Genomic DNA, 23,816 nt, shown 5'->3' on the forward strand with positions numbered 1-23,816 from the left:
CTGTACTAGCTGTTGCTTTATCTCTTTTCCCAGTCTTGTCATTGTCCTCCACCTCAGCCTCTCTTTTTACCCACTATACTTTCTATTGAGGGGTACGACAACTATTCTGACACAGGGGGTTTAGCCTAAATCGCGTTTCTCTGCCGACTTTTCGGTCAAGTACCAGTCCGGCCTCTTTAAGGATTGTCAAATGCTTGGATACCGCTGTACGGCCCATTGGAAACTGTGCCGTTAACTCATGAAGCGGCACCTCTTGTGCTTCCGCCAACAGACCGATCAATCAGCGTCTAGTTGGATCTGCTTCGCGTCAAACACATCCCGCAACTGGTTGTTCTCGCTCACAACACCCTCTCCTAAATAATATTACCTAGGGACAGCCATTAATGTCACAACCTCCTTAAAGTATGCGGCACTTCTGACGTAGCGCCCACGAGGCGAGAACTCCTGAGTTGACACCATTTAGTGTCGTTTTAATAATAGGTCACCATTTGGTGTCGTGTCAAGCGTCAACCGGTTACATTTTTCACCAGTCAGGATACGGCAGCCGAAGTAAGATTCAAGGGCCTGTACATCGCCCATTGAGTGCGAAAATTCGACGAACCGCGCCGTCAAAGGTTGACCTGTTCCCCGGCGCCCGAGTTCTAGAAGAAATGCCAGCGTGATGCCAACCAGCATCGGCGGATCTGGGTGCTCGGTATACAGCCATTCCAGTTCGATTGTACAGTGATCGCCCTCCTCGGTGATATGTAAGCCTTCGGGGGGCAAAGTTGTTTGTAGCGAGCCATTCGGTTTAGAGCGTCGCGATAGTCACGAGCGTGGTAAGTTGCTAAGACAGTCAGTGGGTACTTCACTGTTTCAAAGACGGTCACTAGCTTGATGATTCCTTCGGCAATATCACCAATGAGATCGGAATAAGCCTGCCAGATCGCGAAATATATTGGGCGGTGGTGACTACTGGTTCAGTAATAATGGTGAGCGGCAGTCGTGATTTGCGAGCTACATCGCGGGTGGCAATCCCTAATTGACATAATCCTGCCCAAAATCCTAGCGGGATTTTAATACGGTCAGAGGTATGAGACTTCATACATATAGGCCCTCCCCAATTGTTAGTTTAATTACCCAAACAAAGGAATCAATTCTTGTAACGAATTTATGATGTAATCTGGGGAATAATTTTCTGGCAATGATTTATTTTTCCGATTAATCCAAGCAACCTTAATTCCTGCTTTTTGGGCACCTGCAACATCACTATAGAGTGAGTCACCAACATGTAGAACCTCTAGGGGCCTAAGATTATATGCCGTAAGGGCGTGCTGAAACATCTCCGGCCTCGGCTTATAAGATTTTACGTCCTCACTGGTAATAATATTTTCGAATGATAATCCGTTATGATTAATTGCTGATTGTATGTCATTTCGGTCAATGTTTGAGAGGATTATTTTAGGGGTACAGAAACTCCTCAAAAATACATTAGCGTCCTCAAATAGTTGGGGAGCTTGCCAGTGATCAAATAAAATTTCACTTAGTTCTCTTGGATTTTCAGTTGAGTTGAAAAAGGCAATTGTATCCTCTAAGGAACGTAGTTCGATTTCACGTTGAGTTCTAAAGTTATCACCATAAGATGAATAAAAAGTTCTAGTAAAAGATTCCCACCAATATCTTCCGATGTCTCTGGTTGTAGTTCGAGTTGAGGTCGATGTTAAAATTTTATTGCATATTTCCTCAATAAACACATCATCTTCGTGCACGAGTGTACCGTAGAAATCAAGAAACACCGCTTTATACATATAAACCAAACACGCCCTTTCTTTACTTCTATGTCGCTGTACCACTTTACCAAGATAACGTATATGGGTTAATTTGTATATATCTGGACGATCAAATACTCCGTGAGTCCGCCGACCATAATGGTCAGCGGCCTATATTTTTTATTAACAAAGGCAAATACCCTGTCACGACTAATTTCATGACATACAATACATTTTGGCAACCCATTTTTTTAGGAGGTTAAAAAAACGACATGAAAAAGAAACCGAGGAAATTAAGGAAATTATTTTTACACGGCGAAATCATTGAAAGCTCTTTTAATGAACTCGAAATGTTGGAAGCTCGACAAGTTATGTATCCCAATTCATTGCAAATCCAAGTACTTGATTCTTTGGCGTCTAAGCCCACCAATATAAAACGAAAGTCATCCTTAAACTCATATAATTCTTGAGATGCGAAAGCCCCTGACCTTTGTTGGTCAGGGGCTTTTTAGATGATTGCGGTTCCTCGTTAGTTTAATCCATTATTGTCGATCGCGAAGTTTGACTCAATAAGATCAAGATCTTCTTGTTGTAAATCCCAACCTAAAGCATTCAGATTATCAACGATATGTTCCTTGTTCACGGCTTTAGGGATAGTTACAATTCCTTCCTGCCTTAATAACCAGTTTAAAGCCACTTGATACGCTGTCTTTCCATATTTAGCTCCAATTGAATCTAATACATTTCGTTCATTTGTTCCAACCTCGGGAAAACCATTCATGCAAATACTTGTGGAACAAAACCGAATGGCGAATACCCCATAACAGTTATTCCATTTTCTTTACAATAAGGGAAAATCTCATTCTCAACTCTTCGATCATTCAAGTGATATGCTACTTGATTGCAAATTAGTGGGATATTACCTAAACAGCGTTGTGCTTCCCGCATGAACTGAGTTGTGAAGTTACTTACCCTAACATACTTTATTAATCCTTTTTCTACCAATTCAACCATGGCTTCCATCGTTTCCGAGACATCATGCTCTTGGCTTGGCCAATGTTGTTATTACAAATCGATGTAATTTGTTTTTTAACGTTCTGAAACGAAGCGCCTCAATTTCTTGTTTTTCACTGTTCTTATTTTCACCAAACTTCCAAGTCCCTTGACCTATCGCAGGAATCTTTACTCCTGTGTTAGCTAGACAACGATTTAGCATAATGAACCTCCTGATAAACAGTCGGAAACTGAAAAATAAAAGCAAGATTTTAAGGAATATAATTGCTCGATATGTTTATCCATGAAGATACAGCAAAAGCCGTTGATTTGAAGTCAACGGCGCTTTACATCCGAAAAAATTAATTATAGACTAGCTCTTTTTCGCGTAGACCAAGCGTTTCTGCTGTTGAAGTATGAATTTCTTGCAGAAGCTCCGGATTTTCCATTAATGACACACCATAAGAAGGAATCATTTCTTTAATTTTCGGTTCCCACTCTTTCACATTTTGCGGGAAGCATTTTTTAATTACCTCAATCATAACGTGAACAGCAGTAGAAGCACCTGGAGATGCACCTAGTAATGCTGCAATGGATCCATCAGCAGCACTAATAACTTCCGTACCGAATTGAAGCGTGCCTTTGCCGCCAGCTTCAGTATCTTTGATCACTTGCACACGCTGGCCTGCTACTACTAAGCCCCAATCCTCGCTTTTGGCGTTCGGAATAAACTCTCGTAATTCTTCCATGCGCTTTTCTTTCGATAACATGACTTGCTCGATCAGATATTTCGTCAATGACATGTTTTTTGCGCCTGCCGATAACATCGTTACGAGATTATCCGGTTTTACGGAAGTTACCAAATCAAACATGGAACCGGTTTTTAGAAACTTCGGCGAGAAGCCGGCAAAAGGTCCAAATAGCAATGATTTTTTATTGTTGATAAATCTCGTATCAAGATGCGGAACAGACATTGGAGGAGCTCCAACCTTAGCTTTGCCGTATACTTTCGCATGATGCTGAGCTACGACATCCGGGTTATTACACACCATAAAGATCCCGCTCACCGGGAATCCTCCAATATGTTTACCTTCAGGAATACCGGATTTTTGCAATAAATGCAGGCTTCCTCCCCCGCCTCCGATAAAGACGAATTTTGCGGTATGGCGTTCGACGTTACCGCTGTCGTTCCGTATTTTCAATTCCCACGAGCCGTCGCTAGTACGTTTAATATTATCAACGCTGTGTTTGTATTTAATTTCGGAGTTTTTACTCTTTAAGTGGTCAAACAAAATGCGCGTTAAAGCACCAAAATTGACATCAGTTCCAGAGTCAATTTTAGTTGCAGCAATAGGTTCATTCGATTGACGACCTTTAATGATAAGCGGGATCCATTCCATCAGTTTTGCAGGGTCATTGGAAAATTCCATCCCTTGAAACAGAGGATTATTTGACATCGCTTCAAAACGTTTCTTTAAAAAAGATACATTTTGTTCCCCTAGTACCATACTCATATGAGGCAATGGCATGATAAAGTCCTGCGGATTACTTATTAGCTTGCTGTTTACAAGATAGGACCAAAACTGCATTGAGAGCTGGAACTGTTCATTAATTTTGATAGCTTTGCTAATATCGATAGATCCGTCTGGTTTTACGTCTGTGTAGTTAAGCTCGCAAAGTGCCGCATGCCCTGTTCCTGCATTATTCCATTCGTTAGAACTTTCCTCACCTGCATTTTCAAGTTTCTCAAAAACTTTAATTTCCCATTCCGGTACTAATTCTTTCAGAAGTGTACCTAAAGTCGCACTCATGATTCCGGCACCGATTAAGATGACGTCTGTTTTAGTTTCTCCGTTGCTCATTATTACCATCCTTATACCCTAAAATTTACAGAAAGGATGTAGGCGCTCCTGCTTAGGCGTCACACCAAGCCAAGGTGCGAACTTGTCACACACCTTTTCTGTTTTAATCATAACCCTACCATAGTGATTTACAATTATTTATAGATTAATATATCTACTATTATCAGATAATTATAAGCTATTTGAAAGCTGGTGAAAAGTGAGAAGTTCGTCCACAAGGCTGTTCTTGTCTCAGGATAAGATAAAGTTCATAAATGCTACGCATAATGAAACCAACAAAAAGAGAACCGTAAATAACCGGTTCTCCTTTTCTTTCACAAGCTATTTTGCTCTTCTCTGAGCTTTGCACTGTTTTTGTAAATGATTAGCTTCAAGCCCGCTTTCGACAATCCAAACGCTGCGTCAGCTGAACCTGGTACGGTCTTAAAGGCTACGTTTATACGGTTCCAAGCATTAATCGCCATGACCGAGAAAGTCAGATCCGAGATTTCTTTTTCAGACAATTGCCCGCGAACACGGTCATAAACCTCGTCCGTAACACCATGCTCAGGTATTTTGGTTAAGATTTCGGTCCATGCCAGCGCTGCCCGTTCACGTGGAGTAAATAATGTTGATTCCCGCCATATTGTGATGTGGTAGAGGCGAAGCTCGCTCTCGCCATTGATCTTAGCCTGCTTGACGTGCATGTCCAGACAGAATCCGCATCCATTCATTTGTGACGCTCTAATGTGAACGAGATCAAGGATCTTCTCTTCCACTGCGCTTTCCTTCTCGGCATTGCTGAATTCCATCATTTTCTTGAAGAGTTCTGGTGATTGCTGCATATAATTTATACGTTGAGTCATAATTGTATACCTCCTAATTTTTTTTACACTAATAAAACGATTGTCGACTCTGATGTGTGACATCAATCATTTCTTCAACGGCTGCACGAACCTCTATGTATAAGTTAAAACGGGCTTTATCTTGTTCAATTAACGGCTGTATCCTATGGCGAGGTTTAGTTAATACTAACGCTCCTGCAGGTTTTTCATTATCGGGAATATTAACGAATACGCGTTTCGATTTTTTTATGAACCATCTCACTCCTTTGAGATCGTCTTCGGAAAACCAGCCCACCAATTGATGTTCGTGCATGGCGAATGCACCGTCTATTTTAAACATGGTTTTCTCCTTTTTATTTTCCTGCCATACTTGTTTCTTGATGGAGAGCGTTGGAAGGATGATCATTCTGCCCTTTTCATTTAATTCCGCAATGTTCTTGTAACCGTATTGAGGCTTAATAGAGGATCTCTGCTCATAGGTTTCCTCGGGCGTATCCATGATCGTATCCAGGGGAGATAAATAAAGCAGCGATTTTTGCGATAAAATTTCGGAGAAGCTTTCTTTCGTTCCAAACAGCAAAATATTGTATCGGACTTCATGATAGCGATTTATCGCATCATAGGCTTGTCTGAGCGCATTTTTGTCTTTCAATATAGCTTCCGAACAGACGATCGCTTTGATATGCCCCCAGTATAATTTTATTTGCGATGTCGCATAGAGCGAAGATAAAGCTTCATTAGCCGTCTTCCCCTCTCCCCTGCCAATCCATATCGGCACATTTTTGCCTATATCGAATTTTTCGCTCCTTGCCACATTCAAAAAATTAAGGATCTGTATATACGCACTAAAACGCCCACCTTATAATCAAGCCCAAGAGCCGTAACATAAGCCTTATTTTGAATGGTTTTGGAATCCCAGCATCCTGACGCCGCTAATAACACAGCCAGAACGATAGACAATTTAAGAATTACTTTCATGCGGCTCTTCCCCTTGCTTATCGGAATCTAAGGTGTTTAGATCATCAGGTCTTGTTCTATATTGTCCCCAAGGAAGCCGAAAAATAGATTTTGCCATCTCTTTAAACACCGGAGGCGACAGAGGGGACATCTAAGGAACTCCGAAGGAGCTCAGTTTGCACATATATCCAATAAACAGCACAAAACTAACGATTAACCCAAACATACCTAATACGGAAGCAATGAAAAAAAACGCGAATCGGAGTAAGCTTACGGCTCCGCTTAAATTTTGACTGACCAAAGTTGCGCCGGTCACTGATACAATGGCCCCAACAATGATAACACTTGGGGAAACGAAACCGGCTCGAATGGCTGCATCCCCAATCATTAACCCGCCTACAACGATCAATGTCTGGCCAAAGGCACTTGGGAGGCGAAGGCCTGCTTCTCTAAAAATCTCCATCAACATCAGTAATATCAACATTTCAATTTATCCAGAGAACGGCAGGCCAAAGCGTGCCGTGGCAATGGTTGCCATCAATCGAAAGGGAATCTGATCCGGATGAAACGAAGTGAGTGCAACCCCAGCGCTCGGCAATAAGACTGATATGAGAAAACTGATTGCGCGAATCAAAAACGCAAACGAAATATATTGAAAACTGAAATAGATATCTTCAGGTGATTTTAGTAAAAGTAAAAAGGTCCCCGGCCCAATCAGAACCATTGGGCTCCTCTGGTAAATGGTTTAATCTTACGAACCATACTAGCACAAAATTTAATTAAAAATTCAATGGGAAAGAAAATCAAGACGATCAAACAAACGTAAAGAAACCGCTATTTGGAAAATGGCTATACAAATCAACCATTAACCAAATGAGCGGTTTCTTTTGTGTGTACGTTTAATAAGATTTCATTATGCGTCCAAAACGATGTTCAATCTAATCTTCCTTCCACTTGTACGGTTTCACTTTGATCGTGATAGATGCTTGCTTGCCTGCAAAGTCTGCATAAATGTCAGTTTTTCCGACTTTGTGGCCTGTAATCAACCCAGCTGCATCGACCGATGCAATTTTCACACTCTGAGAGCGATAATTTGCATACATCGTCACATCGGCAGTACTGCCGTCCTGATAGTGGGCAATAACCGTAGTTTGAAGAGTTTCTCCGATTCTAACATTCTCAGTCCCTTCCACCTTAGCTTTTAGTCCGATCAGACCTTCAACAGCCGGAGTTACTGTTAACGCAACAACGGTGGACATCCCCTGATACATGATTACAATATTCGTTGTTCCGGCCTTTAAAGCTGTTACTAGACCATTATTATCTACATTCGCAATCTCGGGATGAGCGGATGCGAATTGGGTTTCTGCCGAAAGATCTTTGGAGCTGCCGTCAGAATATATGGCCTTCACTTTGATTTGATGGGTATCTTTTGCTTTGAGTTGAACAGCTGTTTCATTTGCTTCAATTCCGCTTAATACGGGATCTGGAATATTCTCAGAAGTTTGCTCAACTTTGATCCAACTGATCATCGGTTTATCGCCGCTGGCATGGTTGACATTACGCGTGATTTCTACTTCAAGCGTACCGTCAGCAGCAATTATGCCATCAAAAGCTTTTGTCTCAACCTTGGCGCCAATGTTATATTCGCTTAATACGGTCTTGCCTTCTATAATGACATCCTCGTATCGGTTTGAGCTTTTCCAAGGATCTTTGAAGCCGAGCGTCACCTTATACAGTTTGTCGCTGTCTTTCTCGACCTGGAATTTGTAAGTTAATCCTTTCCCCGGTCCGGACGCGTTTCCATCGTATTGGCGAATCGTATCATCGGCTTCTGAAGCATCCGTTCTTGCCCAGGTTGAATTTCCAAATGCGGCATATCCCCATTGCAAGCCAGTAACCGGATCTACTCCGAATGGTTGTTCTTCGTTACGGTTCATGGATCCGAAGCTCTCGCCCGACTCAAGCACGAGGGGACTGTTATCTCCAGCGTCCACATAATAAAGCAAGCCTGTAGTGTCTATTTCCACTCTAATCCAACTAACCATCGGATCCTCGTATTTCCCCGTATTGGCTATGTCCCGTAATACGCCTACATCAAGTGTACCGTCCATTACTTCGACTCCGGTAAATTGTTTTACCGTCTCGTTTCCAGGCACAAAAGATGGACTATCCAGCTGATTTTCAAGTGAAATGGTTTGTGTTCGCGCATTGTTGTTCCACGGGTCTTTGAAACCGAGTGTCACTTTGTAACGTCCGTTCGGCACCTCGAATTTGTAAGTAATGCCTTTCCCCGCAGCATCACCATCGTCGATTCGCAGACCGTCGAAATACCCTTCCCCCGTATTCTGCGACCAGGTCCCCCCGTTCGTCGTATATCCCCAAGCCTTTCCTGTAACCGCATCGGTTCCGTATGCTTGGTCTTTCACACTATGTTTTACGCCGAGCATCTGGGAACCCTTGATCGTACCAGGATCATCGTCGCCGGCTTTCACATAATACAAGAGCCACGGATCCGCGGGAATGAGCGGCAATGCGGATAATTCATTTGACACTACGCTTTCCTGATCACCCTTTATTGCGCTTACTGCCACAAAATAACGGACGCCGTTCTCTAGTCCGGTAATCATTTGACGAGGCTCTTCTGTTTCAATAGTGTTGGAATAGACGCTATTAGCCGTACCATAATGAACACGATAGGAATCCGCGCCAACCACCTCAGAGAAGGAAACCAAAATAGAACCAGCTGAAGGCTGCGCAGCATAAAGTTCTGGAGCCATCAAAACCGGTTCTCCTTCAGCTTCTGCTGCTTTAAAATAACGGAACTCCGCATCTGCCCAGCTGTGTAGTCCGAATCCCCCGCCTGTATAGCTGGTATCGTTGACATCAAATATCAACCGGTCATCCAGGTAAGCTTTTATATTTTTCCCGGCTAAAACCACCGTCAATTTATAAATTCCATTTAACTCCGGATTAAAATCGACCGATTTCGAAATGGAATCATTGCCTCTTCGTAAATGAAGCTTTCCGTTTTCGAATAGAAATTTATACGATTTATCGTACGTCCCACGGAAAAAGACTCCCCAGTCCGCATCCGGCATTGCATGCACGGCCACTGCTGTAATGGTACCATCGATTATTCGTTGATCGTCGACGGAAATGGCGCCCTGCGCGCTGTTACCCGATTGGTGCTTCAATATACCTTCGCTTTCACCCCAAGCGCCGATCAATGGCGACCATGCCGATACGGTACCATCTTCGAAGGAATCCTCAAACACTACATTTTCGGCCGAAGGTACTGCCGAAATTTCATCTGACGGTTTGCTTTCGCCTCCGGCGCCTTCGGACGAGACTGCAACATAGTAAGGCGTACCGTTAGTCAGATTGGTCAATGTATGCGTACCGGCTTTGGATTCGGCTTTGTGCTCATAACTTCCGCTTTCCGTCCCATATTGCACATGATAGCCTACAGTTTCCGGGACGAGGCTGTATTCCACCTTTACTTCCTTATCGCCGGGAATGGCAATAACTTTAGCAGGCGGCATGGCGGCTGGTATCACTCTCAAGTTAACCGCAGTACTTTCCTCCGAACCACTTACAGAAGCGACAAAAACATCGTATTCGGCGTCATTTACCAAACCAGTTATCACTGACTTGTGCAAGGTGCCGGGTTCGGCTTTAACTTCCTTTGTTTGTCCGGCTCCCCCCGGAACAACAGGCTGAACCTGGATCCTATAATCGGAAACACCTGATCTAGGCACAAAGGAGATCGTCACTTGGCCATCTCCCGGTATTGCTTTCACATCATCTGGAGGGAACAGATTTGGCACTGATTGCTTCTCAGTCGAGGGATTGCTTTGCCCGTTGGAATTGAATGCTGTTATGGCAACATAGTATGTTGTTCCATTCGTTAATCCTGTAATGGTATGAGTGCTGTTATTAAACGTCTCGGTTTCTTGCGTATATTGTCCGCTTGCGGTACCATATTTGACCGTGTACGATTCCGCTCCCGGAACATGCTCGAAATCGACGGTTATCGCTTGATGCTCCGCTTTAACGGACTTCAAAATTGGCTCAGCCGGTACAGCTGTTTCGTCATGGTATGCGCCAACTAGCGTTACGATGGATTTTGCCGGTACAGTATACGCAGTCCCCGCTGCGACTGGCGACTTTTCTGCTAAATCATCGGAAGCCGATGTGACATAAGGGATATACTGGAACACTTTCGTTCCCGCCGGCAGGTTGTTTGTTTGAAGACGAATATCTTTGGCTTCGGAAGTGTTGTTAATAAAAACTGATATTACTTTTTTATTGGTTTCGTCCATATAAGCGGAGCCAAGAAAACCATTCGGATCATTGTTCGGCAAACCCGTCATGGCTATCCTTTCGGAATCGGGCCGGATGAATTTACTATAGTTACCTAATGCCCATAGCATCTTGGAATCCAGCACATTCTGTTGATCCCCTGGAACCTGATAATCGGTATAAACCAAACCATCTTTATAATCAACGTTGGATACAGCGGTCCACCACTGCCATGCTGAGACGTTTGCTACCGTCAAATCATGATGAATAACCTTACTGATATAAAGCGCGGGATCGATACCCAAATCGCGGCCGGGGCCATAATTCCCCAGGATACTGTACTCTGTCATCCAAAGCTCTCCGCCGCCATAACGATCCATATTTTCACGCGCGATGCTGCGCAGGTTCGTCAAATCATTGTTACCTTCAGAAAAATAGGAATGTACAGCAACCATATTGCCGACTTTATCCTTCATTTCCGAATCGCCGATAAAGTCTTTGATGTATTCACGGTATTTACCGGTACCGGCACTGTTGCTCCCAGCCATGTAAGGTGTGTTCCCGCCCGAGTATTCCATATACGTTTCATCATCAAGCAGCGCTTTATACTCGACCGCTTCGGGAATCTCAATATGGGAATTAACAGTCTGCCGCTGCAGTTCATCATAGATTGAATTTACGACGCGCTTGACATCCTCGTTGTTATATCGATTCCCTTCTTGATTGCTGCGGTTCCAGTCCCAAGTCGGTTCGTTGATCGGACTAATATGTTGGAATTGAATTCCTTTATCATCTTGAATATGTTTCACAACATCGGTCAAGTAGCTTGCAAACTCATCTTCGTATCCTTCTTTCAAATTAGTGGAACCCACGGTATTATCGGCTTGTCCATGTCCGTTCTTTGTCATCCAGACAGGAGGACTATTCGAAAAGGCAACGTACTGATCAACGCCTCGTTTCTTGGCAGCCTCAAGGAACCACTGCTGTCCGGCTTGCTTGGTCCAATCGTATTCGCCGGTTTCCGTTTGCTTGAATGCTTCAGACATTCTCCATTTAGTCTGAACAATATCTTGATCCGTAATATTGCTGCCAGCCCCTATATTAAATCGCCAACCAGAAAGACCAATCCCCTTATCTAGCGAAAATAATAGATCAGCAATTTGGTTTTTATTATCCTCACTCCACTCCTTGCCAATCGGATCAATCGACCAAGCATCAGATGCGCCAAAGTTATGAATCGTTTGATAGCGAGTATTAGCATCCAAGATCACATTCGTTGCATCTGCCGCGTTCACCGGTTGAATATTCCCAAAGGCATTTCCGAAAAGGATTGCTCCAATAAGAGTAGCCGACAAAACCTTTCGCATTACGAATTCATCTCCTTTTTAAATTTCATAACAACTGATCGAATATTTGTGTAACCGGTTACATAAAAGGAGTTAATGATCCAACATTTTTACATTATGGAGCAAATATACCCGTAGAAGAAAAGTGAAACCGGTTTCATTGATGTGTGAATAATCCCCTCCATTTCGTACTACAATGATTAAGTATTTTTTCAGCTATTCGCGAAGATATCGTACTTGAATACGCTTTCAGTTGTCAACTCCTTTCGCGCAAATGAGACATTCTTCGCCAAAAATATTTAGTATCCGACAGAAATAGATGGTTTTTTGGGGGCCTATATTGCCTATGTCGTGAAAAATTCTTCCCTACCTTTTCGCACTCCAATCTCATCAGTAGTGATCACCAAACAACCTCTCATCAAGCCGCTCCCCTGCCATTGCCTATAAATAAAACCGAGCGCTACGAGGCGCTCGGTTCCATGTAACCCGTATTATTTTCATTTACTTACTGCCAACTAGATCAGGCCATTTCGTTAATTCTTGCATCCAACAACCTGATTCTGTCCGCTTAAGCTGCTTTCGACACCTGATCTTGCTTCTCCTTGCTGCCTGAAATGATCCAACCGCTAACGGCGATGAGCAGGAGCACCACATAGAATGTTAATTTCCAAGCTGTCGATTCTGCGAAGTCATGAGGAATGACGTGCAGCGATGGATGTACAAGTGTATGAACCGCTAGCTTAACACCAACCCAGCCGACGATACAGAAAGCAGCGACTTCCAGAGCAGGTCTGCTCTCTAGCAGCTTCACGAACATATTCGCTGCAAAGCGCATGATGATAAGGCCGATAAATCCACCTAGGAAAATTACAATAAAGTGACCGCCATCCATACCCCCGATTTTTGGCAGGTTCGTTGCCGGCAATGCAACAGCAAGCGCAACGGCTGCCAGAATCGAGTCGATCGCGAAAGCGATATCCGCCACTTCAACTTTGAGAACGGTCATCCAGAATCCGCTTTTCTTAGGTTCCTTACCCGATTTCTGAGCTGCGGAATCTTCGCCTTTCTTCACGATGACCTTACGGAATATGTGATTGAGTGCAATAAACAGAAGATATAGCGCTCCGATGGCTTGAACCTGCCAAACATCCACCAAAAACGAAATCGCGAACAACGAACCAAAGCGGAAAACAAATGCACCTGCCAAACCGTAGAACAAAGCCTTTTTACGCTCTGCTTCAGGCAAATGCTTAACCATAATCGCCAGTACAAGCGCGTTGTCGGCTGCGAGTAAGCCCTCCAGCGCAATCAATACAAGCAGCACCCAGCCATACTCCATTAACATTCCGAAATCCATTCTATATCCTCCTAAATTAAAATGATACGCTTGCCGTCTAGTGTCCCAAACCCCAAAAGACCTCGTCCTGTTAGGCAAAATTCTCACTAACATTGCTTGCGTAAAGCGTCTATTAAAATGTGATACGGATAGCGGACAACATTGGTTTCATGATTAGTAGATATATTTCAGGCATTGCAACGCATCTAATGATGTGATTCGTGCATGTTTTTTTGTATTTATCGATTTTATTATAAAAAATGTCCGGCAGATTTAATCAGCCGGACATTTTTTAGAACAATATTATTGAATTATTAATTAAAGTTCAATGATCTTTGTAGCAATATTTTTGCAAAATTCCCTGTCATGCTCCACGAAAAGAATGGTTGGTGAGTATTCAAGCAGTAATTCTTCAATTTGCATCCTAGAAATGATATCAATAAAATTAAGCGGTTCATCCCAAATATGCAAATGTACTTTCTCACTAAGACTTTTTGCAATTAGCACTTTCTTCTTTTGCCCTCCGCTAAATGCTGAAATGTCCTTTTCGAATTGAACTCTGGAAAAATCAAGCTTTCTTAAAATCGATTTAAATAGGCTTTCATCAATCCCGTTGCTGGCCGCAAAGTCAGATAAATTGCCTTGAAGATGAGAGGTGTCCTGTGATACGTAGGATATTTCTAACTGGCTGTCTTTCCTGAAGGTGCCTGTATAGTTTATATCCTCACCGCAAATTAGTTTGATGATACTTGATTTACCGGAGCCGTTCTTACCCGAAAGCGCAATTCGCTCACCCTGCTCAATAGAAAAACTTATATCATCACAAATCAGCTTCTCACCGTAAAAAATCGAAACATTATCAAGTGAAGCAAGTTGGTTCTTGTGAAAAGCAAGCTGCGAAATCTCTAAGCTGTCAGAGCTTTCGATATTTTTAAGAAGCTTAGACTTTTCAACAACCGCGGATTGCTGTCTTTGCTCAATAGCTTTTGAGCGTTTCATCATTTTGGCAGCCTTGTGGCCAATATATCCTTTATCGACCTTGGATCCCGAGTTTCTTGTTCCGTTTTTTGTTTTTTCCACCTCGTGGGACCAGTTGCCCGTTCGTTTAGATGAATCCGACAAGCGTTTAATGTCTTTTCTAAGTTTTTCGTTCTCTGCAAGCTCAAAGTTATCTTGTCTCATTTTATTTTCCCGCCAACTGGAAAAATTACCTTTTTGAATTTCTATGTTGGTCTTATTGATTGAAAGAATGTGGTCTACACAGTTATCAAGAAATGATCTGTCGTGAGACACCAAAATAAATCCGCTTTTGGTATTGAGATAATCACTGACAAGCTTTCTCGCATTCATATCAAGATGATTGGTTGGTTCATCAATTAATAAAAAACTATTCTCCCTAATAAATAAGGTAGTCAGCAGCACTTTGGTTTGCTCTCCGTTAGACAATGAATCAAAGGGGCGATATAAAACATCTTCAGACACCTTGAGCAACGAAAGTTCACGCAATAATTTCCAGTGAGTATAATCCGGAAATATTTCGTTGATCACATCTAATGTATTATTAGCCTTGTTCTCGACATGGAAAGGAAAATATTCAAAGCTGACATTAGCAGAGATATTTCCGCTGTATTCATATTTTCCATGCAATAAGCTCATAAATGTTGTCTTTCCTCTACCGTTTCTACCCGTAAAACCTAATTTCCAATCGGTATCGATTTGAAAACTTACGTTTTCGAAAATGTTATCGTAACTGCCATCATAGGCAAACGTCAGGTTTGTTACATTTATTAATGACATGAAATTATCCTCCTGTATGAAAAAATAAAAGCTACAAGAAAGTTACTTTTCTTGTAGCTCAAATAAATACAGTTAATCCAACCCAGTATAGAGTTAGATTAGGATATATGTTTGAGTGAAAAGATTTAGTAACTTTCTTGCATATAAATAATAAAACATGCGAAAAAAATATCGCTTTTGTCGTTTTATTGTTTTATATCATCTGCAAGAAATATTACATTATTCTTTTCAACTCCAATCACTAAATTAAATGCATTTTAGCATACCCATTTTTTAATTGCAATAAGTATCATTTAAATGTGTATATGTTTGATTAATAGCTATTTTATCGTAAAGTTTTCAATGCGCCGCTCCAAGCTAACACTTGATCAAGCATTCCATTAACATTCGTTAGATGCAAATCAGCCGGTTTGAATACCGACCCATTCTCGAAATCAGTGAATAAAGACAAAGCCGGGTGTACACGAACGTCCGCTACGGACAATTCTCCTAGGATTCCTCTTAGATGCTCAGCAGCACGAGCGCCACCCACAGAACCATAGCTAACAATGCCTGCAGCTTTATTGTTCCATGCGTCACGCGCATAATCCAGTGCATTTTTCAAGGAAGCTGAAATGCTATGGTTATATTCTTGAACAATAAAAACAAAGCCGTCCAGTGAATTAAGTTTTGTATTCCATGCCGTCGCTTGTTCTGTAGCATCAACTTCACCTAATAGAGGAAGTTTGTACTCAGCGATATCAACGATTTCATAATTGGCATCGCCCCGTTTGTCAGCCACACTTTTTACCCATTCTCCTACTTGCGGACTTAAACGGCCTTGCCTTGTACTTCCCAGAATAATACCGATATTTAATTTCGACATTGTCATTCCTCCTCAAAGTGTTGGCACCTTTAACTTTGCCAAAGTAAAAGAAAATAACCAACCTATTATTCACTTCATTATTTTACCATAAGTTTTTAGTCTTATCCTAATTATCACGACTTCATTTTTAACAATCTCATGCTATTCTATGTATGAATTATGCTTTTACATCGAGATTAGTTTGTGTCATGTTATTACCCTCCAATTTCATATTAGTAAATGTTAATATGATATACAATCACATTAACATTTACTAATATGAATGACTAATAAAAAAGGTAAAAATGCTTCTGTTCATCTCTTGCTGCTGAATGATGGGATTGTATTCATTTCAACGATTTTTTGAACATTGCAGAATAACTCTATTTCTATTTAGAGAATATGATATATTAATCAAAACTAATTCAATGAGGTGAAGCAGTGCGAACAAAAAGTTTATTCCTATTAATCATTACGGCATTGATTCTGTCCGCTTGTGGTACTAAAAATGAAGAATCACATCAGTCGCATTCACATGGTGACTTACAGGAGAAAACAGCATCTGTAACTATAATGCCGGATTTTTTGAACGGTCAATCGGATAAAATCCGTTTAGTATACCAAATCGCAGGACAGGCTTCGGATTTGTTGCAATGGATTCCCTGTTATTGTGGCTGCGGTGAAAGTGCCGGACATAAGAGCAATTTAAATTGCTTTATTAATGAAGTCAACGAAGACGGTTCAGTAGTGTGGGATGACCACGGAACACGGTGCGGTGTGTGCATGGAGATCGCGGTGACAGCAGCAAAAATGAAATCGGAAGGCAAGTCAGATAAAGAAATTCGGAATTTTATTGACGAGACATATAAAGAAGGCTACTCTGATTCCACTGATTCACCGATGCCGGCATGATATAAAAACCACATTTTCTCTCTAAGAGTAAATGTGGTTTTTTAGAGTATTTTGAGATTACGGAGGTATTTATGTTAAATCGATTGGCCGTATTATTTGTCATCCTATTCGTATTAATTCCTGTTTCTGCTGCATATGCCCATTCGCCCATTGAAAAGCGTACCCCAAATGTGAATGCGGTTCTCGAATCGAGACCAACGAAAGTAGATTTGTATTTTAAAGATCCTGTCCAAATCCATCGCAGCTCGGTTATTGTTCGCGACGAGAAAAAAACAGAGATGCAAATCGGAAAACCTCAAATTGACCCAATTGATAATCGTCATATTTATGTGGATCTAAAAAAAGATCTGCCATCGGGAACATACTCCGTAGATATTGACGTTGTTGCCTTGGATGGTCATTCCTTAAAAGAAAAATATTCATTTGAAATAAAACTGGCTATGTCTACACCTGACGAAATGTTTGATCGTTTGGAACTAATACGTACTTCTCCTTTGGACGGAACCATTGTTGAGTCCTCACCCAAAAAAATCGAACTTTGGTTTAACGAACCTATTGAGATGCGTTTCTTTGGATTGTTAAATGATAAACAGCAGATTGTTCCAACAGAAAAACCGATTGTCGACCCTCTCGATTCAAAACATTTTATTCTTGAACTTGAAAACGGGTTACCTGCAGGCACTTATTCTATACAAGCCTATCCCAGTATTGGCGATAACACCGGCATTCACATCGTCTATTTCGCAGTAAAAGAGTTCACATCGATTACGAGTGATAACGACAAGCTTTCTCTCCAAAATGATTGGGATCAAACTGGAGTTCTTCAAGTTTTCCATTGGCTGAGTTATTTCGGGCTGCTCACTCTTTTTGGCGGGACTCTTTTTCAATTAAAAATCGCCAAAAGCAACGGTAATCTCCTGCGTTGGAGAGTTATTTCAAACGCTCTGTTTGGAGTCAGCATGTTGGCCATCTTGTTAGAATTATTTATTTATAAGATGCAGCACCCAGGCGTATTGTTTAATGATTTCCTACGTTTCAATACTGTTTGGATATCACTTTTGCAAATCAGTTTAGTAGTCGTAAGCTTTGCCTTTAAAAAAATTCGATTGATTCTACTACTAGTTGCCCTGCTTTGCTGGGCATTTACGGGTCATTCTGCTGATCCAAGCTATGTTGACTTCTTAGCAATTGGACTTGATTCCGTACATCTATTGACTACTTCTATCTGGATTGGCGGTTTAGTTGCATTATTCGCCATGCTGCCGTTAGAAAGTCCCCTGACTTGGTTAAAGGAAACTGGAAAAACTTTTTCTAAATGGGCACTACTGAGTTTTGTTGGAACAGGAGTCACTGGCATCTTAATGTCGCAGAGTTATGTTCCTTCTTTTAGTGTGGAAAGTCTCATTGAAAGTAAATGGGGACAAATGTTGTTGGTTAAAGTTTTATTGTTCCTAATTATTATCTTCTTCGGAATTTGGCAGCGAAAACTTCTCGCAAAGTTAACAGATTCATTAGTGGCCGTATTCTCGAAAAATATAAAAATCGAGCTCAGCATCGCCATTATGATTCTGTTGTTTACGGGTATTTTAGTAGATTTGTCACCAGAAGAAGCGTTGCAAGAAATTTCACCGCGCGTACAAACCATTGCGGGAGTTACTGCAAAAGTAGATGCATTCCCGCTAAAACCAGGTGGGAACGATATAACGATACAACTTAGCGAAGACAAAAGTATTGCCGACGTGAAAGTGAGCTTACAGACCAGTCTTGGTAGTAATGGCACAAACCACGCATTTTACCTTGGAGATGGATTATATAAAATTACGGGGAATTTATTACACACTGCCGGAATTTATGAATTGGAGGTTGAAGTTATCAAAAAGAACGGCGAAAAGATTCAATATCCCCCATTCACCCTTCAAGTTCCTGGTCCTATGCCGAACGAAATTGTAGTTGAAAAAGAAGGTTAATCAAAACTGGGAAATGAACGTAAAGTGTTCATTTCCCAGTTTTATTATTTGTTATAGAAAACCTAGCACCGTTCCACCTGCAGCTCCTGTTATGACAATTAGCCATGGCGGAAGCTTCCAAAATACAAGCATGATAAACAAGATGAGGGCTAAGGCGAAATCGCTGGGTTCCAGGATGGCGGTAGTCCATAAGGGATCATAAAGTGCAGCCAACAGTATGCCAACTACAGCTGCGTTGATCCCTACCAGAGCTCCTTTGATTTTTGGATTATTCCTTAAACCGTTCCAAAACGGCAGTGCGCCAGCAACGAGTAGAAAGGCCGGTAAAAATATAGCAGCTGTCGCAACGAATGCTCCTAATAAGCCTCCGGCCATCGTACCGAGATAACTAGCAAATGTAAACAATGGCCCTGGTACCGCCTGCGCAGCACCATACCCTGCCAGAAAATCCGCCTCACCTACCCACCCAGCAGTAACGACTTCACGTTCTAGAAGCGGCAGTACAACATGGCCCCCGCCAAATACCAAAGAGCCTGATCGGTAAAAGCTGTCAAACATCGCCAACCATTCGATATCTCCCCATTGTCTGAGAACCGGCAGCGCAATAAGAAGTATGAAAAACAAAGCGAGGCAGAAAATAGCAAAGGAACGGCTTATATTTATAGGCAAACCCGGTGTCCCTTCTTCTTCTTTCTTACGGTATAACCAAAGCCCGACAAGCCCGGCTGCAGCTATGATGAGTATTTGACAAAATGCCGATTGCCAAAATAATGTAATCGCTGCAGCGATTACCGCTATCGTAACTCTCTCGCGGTCAGGTGTAAGCTTCTGTCCCATACCTAGAATGGCATGTGCAACGATTGCAACAGCAACGATCTTTAATCCATGAATCCAACCTGCATTTCCGATGTCGTAACCCTGAAGCAGATAGGCAAACGCGATTAAGGCAAGGATGGATGGCAGCGTGAAGCCTAACCAAGCAACTAGACCGCCTAGTAAACCAGCCCGTACAATTCCTACACCGATTCCAACTTGACTGCTAGCTGGTCCCGGAAGAAATTGACAAAGCGCAACGAGATCAGCGTAACTTCGTTCATCCATCCATTTTCGACGGCGTATGTACTCATTATGAAAATATCCTAAATGTGCTATGGGTCCTCCAAACGAGGTGAGTCCGAGCTTCGAGGATACGCTAAAAACCTCTAGAAGGTTTGCAATCTTCCCTTTCTTCTTGTCCTGCGGAATCACTTCTTGATTCACTTCCATACAGCATGTTTGCTCCTTTTATCTGTTTTTGTTCCACTCTAGCTAAAATCAGGCAGCTTCAAAAAATACTAACGAATGATATATATCATTGTAAACTGGTGGATAATTTGCATACAACCCATTAACAAAATATTAACAAACTCACGTTCAAGGAAAGAGGTGGAACCAATAAAGTATGATGTAAAGCACTATCTACATGGAATCTTAGAAGCTCTGCCTTCTTTCTTATTACCTTGCTTTTCGTCATTTGGCAGCCTAAAGGTTTGAATATCGGCTATTCTGCCGATGGTGGTGCGGTACTCGCCCTTCTCTTGGCGTAGTTGATTTTAATGACGTGTGGGATGTTACCGGCATCGTTTGGAACGCAACATTAGCATTTGTTGCTGTCATCCTGATCTCTCTCATCCTAGATGAGGTTGGATTCTTTGAATGGTCGGCTCTGCATATGGCAATTTTTTTCCAAAGGCAATGGCTACCTCATGTTTTCTTGTGTCGTGCTGTTTGGCGCGGGCGTCGCTGCTTTTTTTGCCAATGACGACGCTGCGCTCATTCTTACGCCAATTGTCCTTGCTATGGTTAGAGCTTTAAAATTCGATGAACGGATGATTCTCCCATTCATTATGGCAAGCGGATTTATTTCTGATACGGCTTCCTTACCGCTCGTGGTCAGTAATTTGGTCAATATTGTTTCTTCCGATTTCTTTGGAATTGGATTTGCCGATTACGCAAGTCGGATGATTATTCCGAATTTCTTCGCAATTGGCGCAAGTTTGCTAGTTTTATTCCTATTTTTCAGGAGAAGCATTCCCAAGAGCTATGATCTTAGCCAGCTAAAACAGCCAATTGATGCGATAAAAGATAAACGCTTGTTTAAGCTATCTTGGATTGTTTTAGCAGTCTTACTGATTGCGTACCTAGCAAGTGAATTCGTCAATATGCCTACGGTTATGATTGATGCTCTGGCGATTCAGGGCACGAATACAAATGGTGTGTTGCGAAAGGCTCTGATTTACGCCATTGTGATTGGTTCTGATTTAGGTCCTAAAATCACGCCTATCAGGTCGCTTACAACTTTACTTTGGCTGCATGTCCTTTCCAAAAAAGGGCTGAAGATAACTTGGGGTTATTACTTCAAAATTGGAATCGTACTAACGCTGCAGTATGGCATTGGGGCTTCGAAGATCCGGCAAAAGCAACAGGCACCGAAGATGAAATTATGGATCAGTTCCGTAATGTTCGCAACTCTATTAAGGCTCGAATTGAGAAGTTTGTGAATGAAGGACAATAAAATGTCCAACATCAAATGAATGCATGCAGCCGTGATGTGCAGTGACTGTACGTTCCCCTTAGATGTTACATGGAATATATAAATACATTTCATCGTACCAAAAGTTTCATAAGCAGAAAATAAAAAATAGCCCGGCGCATTTTGGAGACGCCGGGCTTCGTGCTATCCTACTAATAGATTGTTAATGAATCTTTCCAACACGGTGACATCGGAAATGTTTTTGTTGCAGATGTCGCTGTTCACGCACATATAATTGCCAATCGCTTTGTAATAGTCAGGTGATGCATTAGCTGGCCTCGATTTCGAGATCGATGAGAATAATGCAACCTCTTCATGCCGATTACACAAACAACATATGCTTTTCTTGTTTGCTCGGATAAACCTTCCTTCGATGCCAATAAGCTCTCCGTCTAGATGATACAAAAGAAACATCTTATTCGTCGCGATATCGGTCCAACCGATGTACGTCACATAACGAAAATCGAGGGCAGATAAATCGGGAACCTTCAGCTTCTTTACTTTTGGAAACAGCTTCTTGATTTGCGTAACCGACACTGGTTCGAATTCCGTCATCAACGGCTCCAAGGAATGCAGATACAGCTGGAAATCTTCCGTTCTATTCAGCGAAGAAAGCTTCTCCAAATGATGCTTTTGAAGCATCGTCGCTTCCGGAAATGCTTCTATCAATTTAGCTGATGCGCTAGTCCTGACCGCTTCCACTACCTTTGGATCGGATACGGTATTGCAGGCATTTTGCTGCAGGTTTACCTGCTTTTTTATCAAGTTATATTGATGGTTTCTAATAAATGGATGAACCATTGCTCTTCAGCCCCTTATTTTAATTAAAAAATATAAGGTGCAAAGCCTATTATTAGAAACGATATGAGCTCAATTGGGCGAAAAGGTGAAAATATTCAGTCCGGCCCCGTGCAAAGTATCGCCCATTAATGATACGAGATAATATTTACTTATCCTTTTCGGTTTTTTCATTGTCGTCGACTAAACCTTTTGCTCCTCTTTTGAACTCAGACAAGGTAGCCCCGAAGGCTCTCCCTAACTGAGGTAATTTCGACGGTCCAAATAGCAGCAAGCCCAAAATAACAAGCAACACAATTCCGGCTACACCAATATTCAACGGCATTCCCATCTCTCCTTCATGCCTATTTTAAAAGTTAACTAGGAGGGCCGTAACATACATTAATAGCATTCCCAGCACCAATCCTGAAAAGTTAATCCAAGATACGGTGGCCGTTCCTAAAGCCTTCGCATCTCTTAAGATCATTTTGAATATGACATAGATGACTTGAACGATTGCTCCGGCTCCAATACCGAAGAACAGTGCCGCCAATGTTTGATTAAATACAAATCCACCTATCCATGTACCTATAATAGCTGGTGCGCCTCCTATAACAGCAAGCGCTAGGAAAGTCTTCACCGCTGGCTTTGCTTTAAGCAACGGCGCAGCAATCCCGATCCCTTCCGTAATGTTGTGAAGCGTGAAACCAATAATGAGAAAGGTGCCGAGCGCAGCCTCGCCTGCCGCAAATGCAGCTCCAATCGCGAGCCCTTCTCCGAGGTTGTGCAGTCCGATTCCTCCTGCGATTTTGTACGAAACCCGCTTACCATTATCTTCGGCATTTAGAACTTTCTTCGAATGGGTTTGGTCAATTGCAAGTAGAAACAAGAAGCTGAGCAATGCTCCGAACCAAACGAGACCCGATCCTTGGAATACGCCAGGCGCTTCCGCACCAAGCTCAAGACCTTCTTGAATGGTATCAACCGCAAGGAAGAAAAGAAGCCCCACAGTAAATGCCAAAACGGCCTGTATTCCTTTTGAAGAAAATCGCCGCATGAAGGGATACCACAGCAAGCCGAGACCGACGGGAACTACTCCCACATAAAAACCGATCAGTGAGTATTGGAGAAACCGATTGGTATCTGCAGCCGGAGTTTTTATTGCAGCAGCTACATCACCAATAAAGATTAGTCCATTCGAGGTAATGAGTTTAATTTCATGCGGATCTCCCTCTACCCAAGGATATGGGATAGATATGGTAGAGCTGTCAAATCGTCCGATCGTCGCGCTTGGTGAAAAAGTAGCATTCCAGAAAGCTCCATCTACCACAACCTGTGCGACTGTCAGCTCCTTGGGTCCGGAATTAAGTATACGTACTTCGAATCCTTCATCTGTTAAGATGATACGTTCAATATTCAGTACTTCTATCGGCGCTGCCTGTTGTTCTTCTACGCCGGTGCCCCAAGTAGCTATAATCGAAACCATGCCTGCTAACAGCAGCAGCGGCAGAACGCCCAGCAGCCATAGCTTCGGTTTATTCGACTTTTTAATAACATTTCCAGTTAGCACTGAATA

At 42.2% G+C, this 23,816-nt stretch carries 17 protein-coding genes and 6 pseudogenes; 4 read left to right on the forward strand and 19 right to left on the reverse strand.

The features are described 5' to 3' along the window. Positions 1–118: 118 nt before the first annotated feature. The 15 genes and pseudogenes from RCO25_RS03400 to RCO25_RS03465 form a co-directional block, all read right to left on the reverse strand. A pseudogene (locus RCO25_RS03400) lies at positions 119–342 on the reverse strand (ArsR/SmtB family transcription factor); the annotation flags it as partial. A 159-nt stretch (positions 343–501) separates the two neighbouring features. After that, a pseudogene (locus tag RCO25_RS03405) lies at positions 502–1,084 on the reverse strand (AraC family transcriptional regulator ligand-binding domain-containing protein); the annotation flags it as partial. A 31-nt stretch (positions 1,085–1,115) separates the two neighbouring features. Further along, the gene (locus RCO25_RS03410; RefSeq protein WP_308994740.1) at positions 1,116–1,787 is read right to left on the reverse strand and encodes an HAD family hydrolase; all 672 of its coding nucleotides are present in this window, start codon (positions 1,785–1,787) and stop codon (positions 1,116–1,118) included. Between the two features lie 490 nt (positions 1,788–2,277). After that, positions 2,278–2,529: an aldo/keto reductase gene (locus tag RCO25_RS03415; RefSeq protein ID WP_308994741.1), complete on the reverse strand. Its 252-nt coding sequence runs from the start codon at positions 2,527–2,529 to the stop codon at positions 2,278–2,280. Next, the gene (locus RCO25_RS03420) at positions 2,526–2,771 is read right to left on the reverse strand and encodes an aldo/keto reductase (protein ID WP_308994742.1); all 246 of its coding nucleotides are present in this window, start codon (positions 2,769–2,771) and stop codon (positions 2,526–2,528) included. The genes RCO25_RS03415 and RCO25_RS03420 overlap by 4 nt, the downstream gene beginning before the upstream one ends. A 13-nt stretch (positions 2,772–2,784) precedes the next feature. Further along, positions 2,785–2,964 carry a hypothetical protein gene (locus tag RCO25_RS03425; protein ID WP_308994743.1) on the reverse strand — a complete coding sequence of 60 codons (180 nt, stop codon included), beginning with the start codon at positions 2,962–2,964 and terminating at the stop codon, positions 2,785–2,787. A gap of 139 nt (positions 2,965–3,103) precedes the next feature. After that, on the reverse strand, positions 3,104–4,603 hold the full coding sequence (locus RCO25_RS03430; RefSeq protein WP_308994744.1) for a malate:quinone oxidoreductase: 1,500 nt from the start codon (positions 4,601–4,603) through the stop codon (positions 3,104–3,106). Positions 4,604–4,917: 314 nt separating this feature from the next. Then, a complete protein-coding gene (locus tag RCO25_RS03435) occupies positions 4,918–5,448 on the reverse strand; it encodes a carboxymuconolactone decarboxylase family protein (RefSeq protein WP_308994745.1) in 531 nt (176 codons plus the stop codon). A gap of 28 nt (positions 5,449–5,476) precedes the next feature. Continuing rightward, complete coding sequence (locus RCO25_RS35090) at positions 5,477–5,833, reverse strand: Ger(x)C family spore germination C-terminal domain-containing protein (RefSeq protein ID WP_483874703.1); 357 nt, start codon at positions 5,831–5,833, stop codon at positions 5,477–5,479. Next, a pseudogene (locus tag RCO25_RS35095) lies at positions 5,822–6,271 on the reverse strand (Ger(x)C family spore germination protein); the annotation flags it as partial. The gene RCO25_RS35090 and the pseudogene RCO25_RS35095, both read right to left, overlap by 12 nt. Positions 6,272–6,535: 264 nt before the next feature. Further along, positions 6,536–7,108 (reverse strand): annotated as a pseudogene (locus RCO25_RS03445) (spore germination protein). A gap of 214 nt (positions 7,109–7,322) precedes the next feature. Then, positions 7,323–12,056 carry a glycoside hydrolase gene (locus RCO25_RS03450; RefSeq protein ID WP_308994746.1) on the reverse strand — a complete coding sequence of 1,578 codons (4,734 nt, stop codon included), beginning with the start codon at positions 12,054–12,056 and terminating at the stop codon, positions 7,323–7,325. A gap of 547 nt (positions 12,057–12,603) precedes the next feature. Further along, complete coding sequence (locus RCO25_RS03455; protein ID WP_308994747.1) at positions 12,604–13,392, reverse strand: TerC family protein; 789 nt, start codon at positions 13,390–13,392, stop codon at positions 12,604–12,606. Between the two features lie 297 nt (positions 13,393–13,689). Beyond that, positions 13,690–15,168: an Lsa family ABC-F type ribosomal protection protein gene (locus tag RCO25_RS03460; RefSeq protein ID WP_308994748.1), complete on the reverse strand. Its 1,479-nt coding sequence runs from the start codon at positions 15,166–15,168 to the stop codon at positions 13,690–13,692. Between the two features lie 325 nt (positions 15,169–15,493). Beyond that, positions 15,494–16,033 carry an NADPH-dependent FMN reductase gene (locus RCO25_RS03465; RefSeq protein ID WP_308994749.1) on the reverse strand — a complete coding sequence of 180 codons (540 nt, stop codon included), beginning with the start codon at positions 16,031–16,033 and terminating at the stop codon, positions 15,494–15,496. 420 nt (positions 16,034–16,453) lie between these two features. Here RCO25_RS03465 and RCO25_RS03470 point away from each other — a divergent pair, with 420 nt between their 5' ends. Together RCO25_RS03470 and RCO25_RS03475 are read left to right on the forward strand one after the other, a co-directional pair. Beyond that, the gene (locus tag RCO25_RS03470; protein ID WP_308994750.1) at positions 16,454–16,924 is read left to right on the forward strand and encodes a PCYCGC motif-containing (lipo)protein; all 471 of its coding nucleotides are present in this window, start codon (positions 16,454–16,456) and stop codon (positions 16,922–16,924) included. 71 nt (positions 16,925–16,995) lie between these two features. Further along, positions 16,996–18,891 (forward strand): copper resistance CopC/CopD family protein, encoded by a 1,896-nt coding sequence (locus tag RCO25_RS03475; RefSeq protein WP_308994751.1) that lies wholly within the window; start codon positions 16,996–16,998, stop codon positions 18,889–18,891. Between the two features lie 51 nt (positions 18,892–18,942). On the opposite strand, the gene RCO25_RS03480 is transcribed toward RCO25_RS03475, so the two are convergent. After that, a complete protein-coding gene (locus RCO25_RS03480) occupies positions 18,943–20,157 on the reverse strand; it encodes a chromate transporter (RefSeq protein ID WP_308994752.1) in 1,215 nt (404 codons plus the stop codon). A gap of 227 nt (positions 20,158–20,384) precedes the next feature. Between RCO25_RS03480 and RCO25_RS03485 the strand changes: the two are divergent. Then, positions 20,385–21,314, forward strand: a pseudogene (locus RCO25_RS03485) (ArsB/NhaD family transporter); the annotation flags it as partial. Next, positions 21,308–21,445 (forward strand): annotated as a pseudogene (locus tag RCO25_RS03490) (arsenate reductase); the annotation flags it as partial. The pseudogenes RCO25_RS03485 and RCO25_RS03490, both read left to right, overlap by 7 nt. Before the next feature lie 162 nt (positions 21,446–21,607). On the opposite strand, the gene RCO25_RS03495 reads toward RCO25_RS03490, so the two are convergent. The 3 genes from RCO25_RS03495 to RCO25_RS03505 form a co-directional block, all read right to left on the reverse strand. Next, positions 21,608–22,264, reverse strand: a complete 657-nt coding sequence (locus RCO25_RS03495; protein ID WP_308994753.1) for a FusB/FusC family EF-G-binding protein — start codon at positions 22,262–22,264, stop codon at positions 21,608–21,610. Positions 22,265–22,409: 145 nt separating this feature from the next. Further along, a complete protein-coding gene (locus RCO25_RS03500) occupies positions 22,410–22,586 on the reverse strand; it encodes a twin-arginine translocase TatA/TatE family subunit (protein ID WP_308994754.1) in 177 nt (58 codons plus the stop codon). A gap of 24 nt (positions 22,587–22,610) precedes the next feature. Continuing rightward, positions 22,611–23,810, reverse strand: a complete 1,200-nt coding sequence (locus RCO25_RS03505; RefSeq protein ID WP_308994755.1) for a ZIP family metal transporter — start codon at positions 23,808–23,810, stop codon at positions 22,611–22,613. Positions 23,811–23,816: the final 6 nt, after the last annotated feature.

It is taken from the genome of Paenibacillus sp. LHD-38 (assembly GCF_031157315.1).
Lineage (GTDB): Bacteria > Bacillota > Bacilli > Paenibacillales > Paenibacillaceae > Pristimantibacillus.

Excerpts from the sequence above, each read along its gene's own strand:
- RCO25_RS35090 (WP_483874703.1), bottom strand. The coding sequence starts at position 5,833 with ATGATCATCCTTCCAACGCTCTCCATCAAGAAACAAGTATGGCAGGAA.
- RCO25_RS03500 (WP_308994754.1), bottom strand. The coding sequence starts at position 22,586 with ATGCCGTTGAATATTGGTGTAGCCGGAATTGTGTTGCTTGTTATTTTG.
- RCO25_RS03480 (WP_308994752.1), bottom strand. The coding sequence starts at position 20,157 with ATGGAAGTGAATCAAGAAGTGATTCCGCAGGACAAGAAGAAAGGGAAG.
- RCO25_RS03475 (WP_308994751.1), top strand. The coding sequence starts at position 16,996 with ATGTTAAATCGATTGGCCGTATTATTTGTCATCCTATTCGTATTAATT.
- RCO25_RS03425 (WP_308994743.1), bottom strand. The coding sequence starts at position 2,964 with ATGCTAAATCGTTGTCTAGCTAACACAGGAGTAAAGATTCCTGCGATA.
- RCO25_RS03410 (WP_308994740.1), bottom strand. The coding sequence starts at position 1,787 with ATGTATAAAGCGGTGTTTCTTGATTTCTACGGTACACTCGTGCACGAA.
- RCO25_RS03460 (WP_308994748.1), bottom strand. The coding sequence starts at position 15,168 with ATGTCATTAATAAATGTAACAAACCTGACGTTTGCCTATGATGGCAGT.
- RCO25_RS03415 (WP_308994741.1), bottom strand. The coding sequence starts at position 2,529 with ATGAATGGTTTTCCCGAGGTTGGAACAAATGAACGAAATGTATTAGAT.
- RCO25_RS03450 (WP_308994746.1), bottom strand. The coding sequence starts at position 12,056 with ATGCGAAAGGTTTTGTCGGCTACTCTTATTGGAGCAATCCTTTTCGGA.
- RCO25_RS03435 (WP_308994745.1), bottom strand. The coding sequence starts at position 5,448 with ATGACTCAACGTATAAATTATATGCAGCAATCACCAGAACTCTTCAAG.
- RCO25_RS03430 (WP_308994744.1), bottom strand. The coding sequence starts at position 4,603 with ATGAGCAACGGAGAAACTAAAACAGACGTCATCTTAATCGGTGCCGGA.
- RCO25_RS03465 (WP_308994749.1), bottom strand. The coding sequence starts at position 16,033 with ATGTCGAAATTAAATATCGGTATTATTCTGGGAAGTACAAGGCAAGGC.
- RCO25_RS03420 (WP_308994742.1), bottom strand. The coding sequence starts at position 2,771 with ATGGAAGCCATGGTTGAATTGGTAGAAAAAGGATTAATAAAGTATGTT.
- RCO25_RS03455 (WP_308994747.1), bottom strand. The coding sequence starts at position 13,392 with ATGGATTTCGGAATGTTAATGGAGTATGGCTGGGTGCTGCTTGTATTG.
- RCO25_RS03495 (WP_308994753.1), bottom strand. The coding sequence starts at position 22,264 with ATGGTTCATCCATTTATTAGAAACCATCAATATAACTTGATAAAAAAG.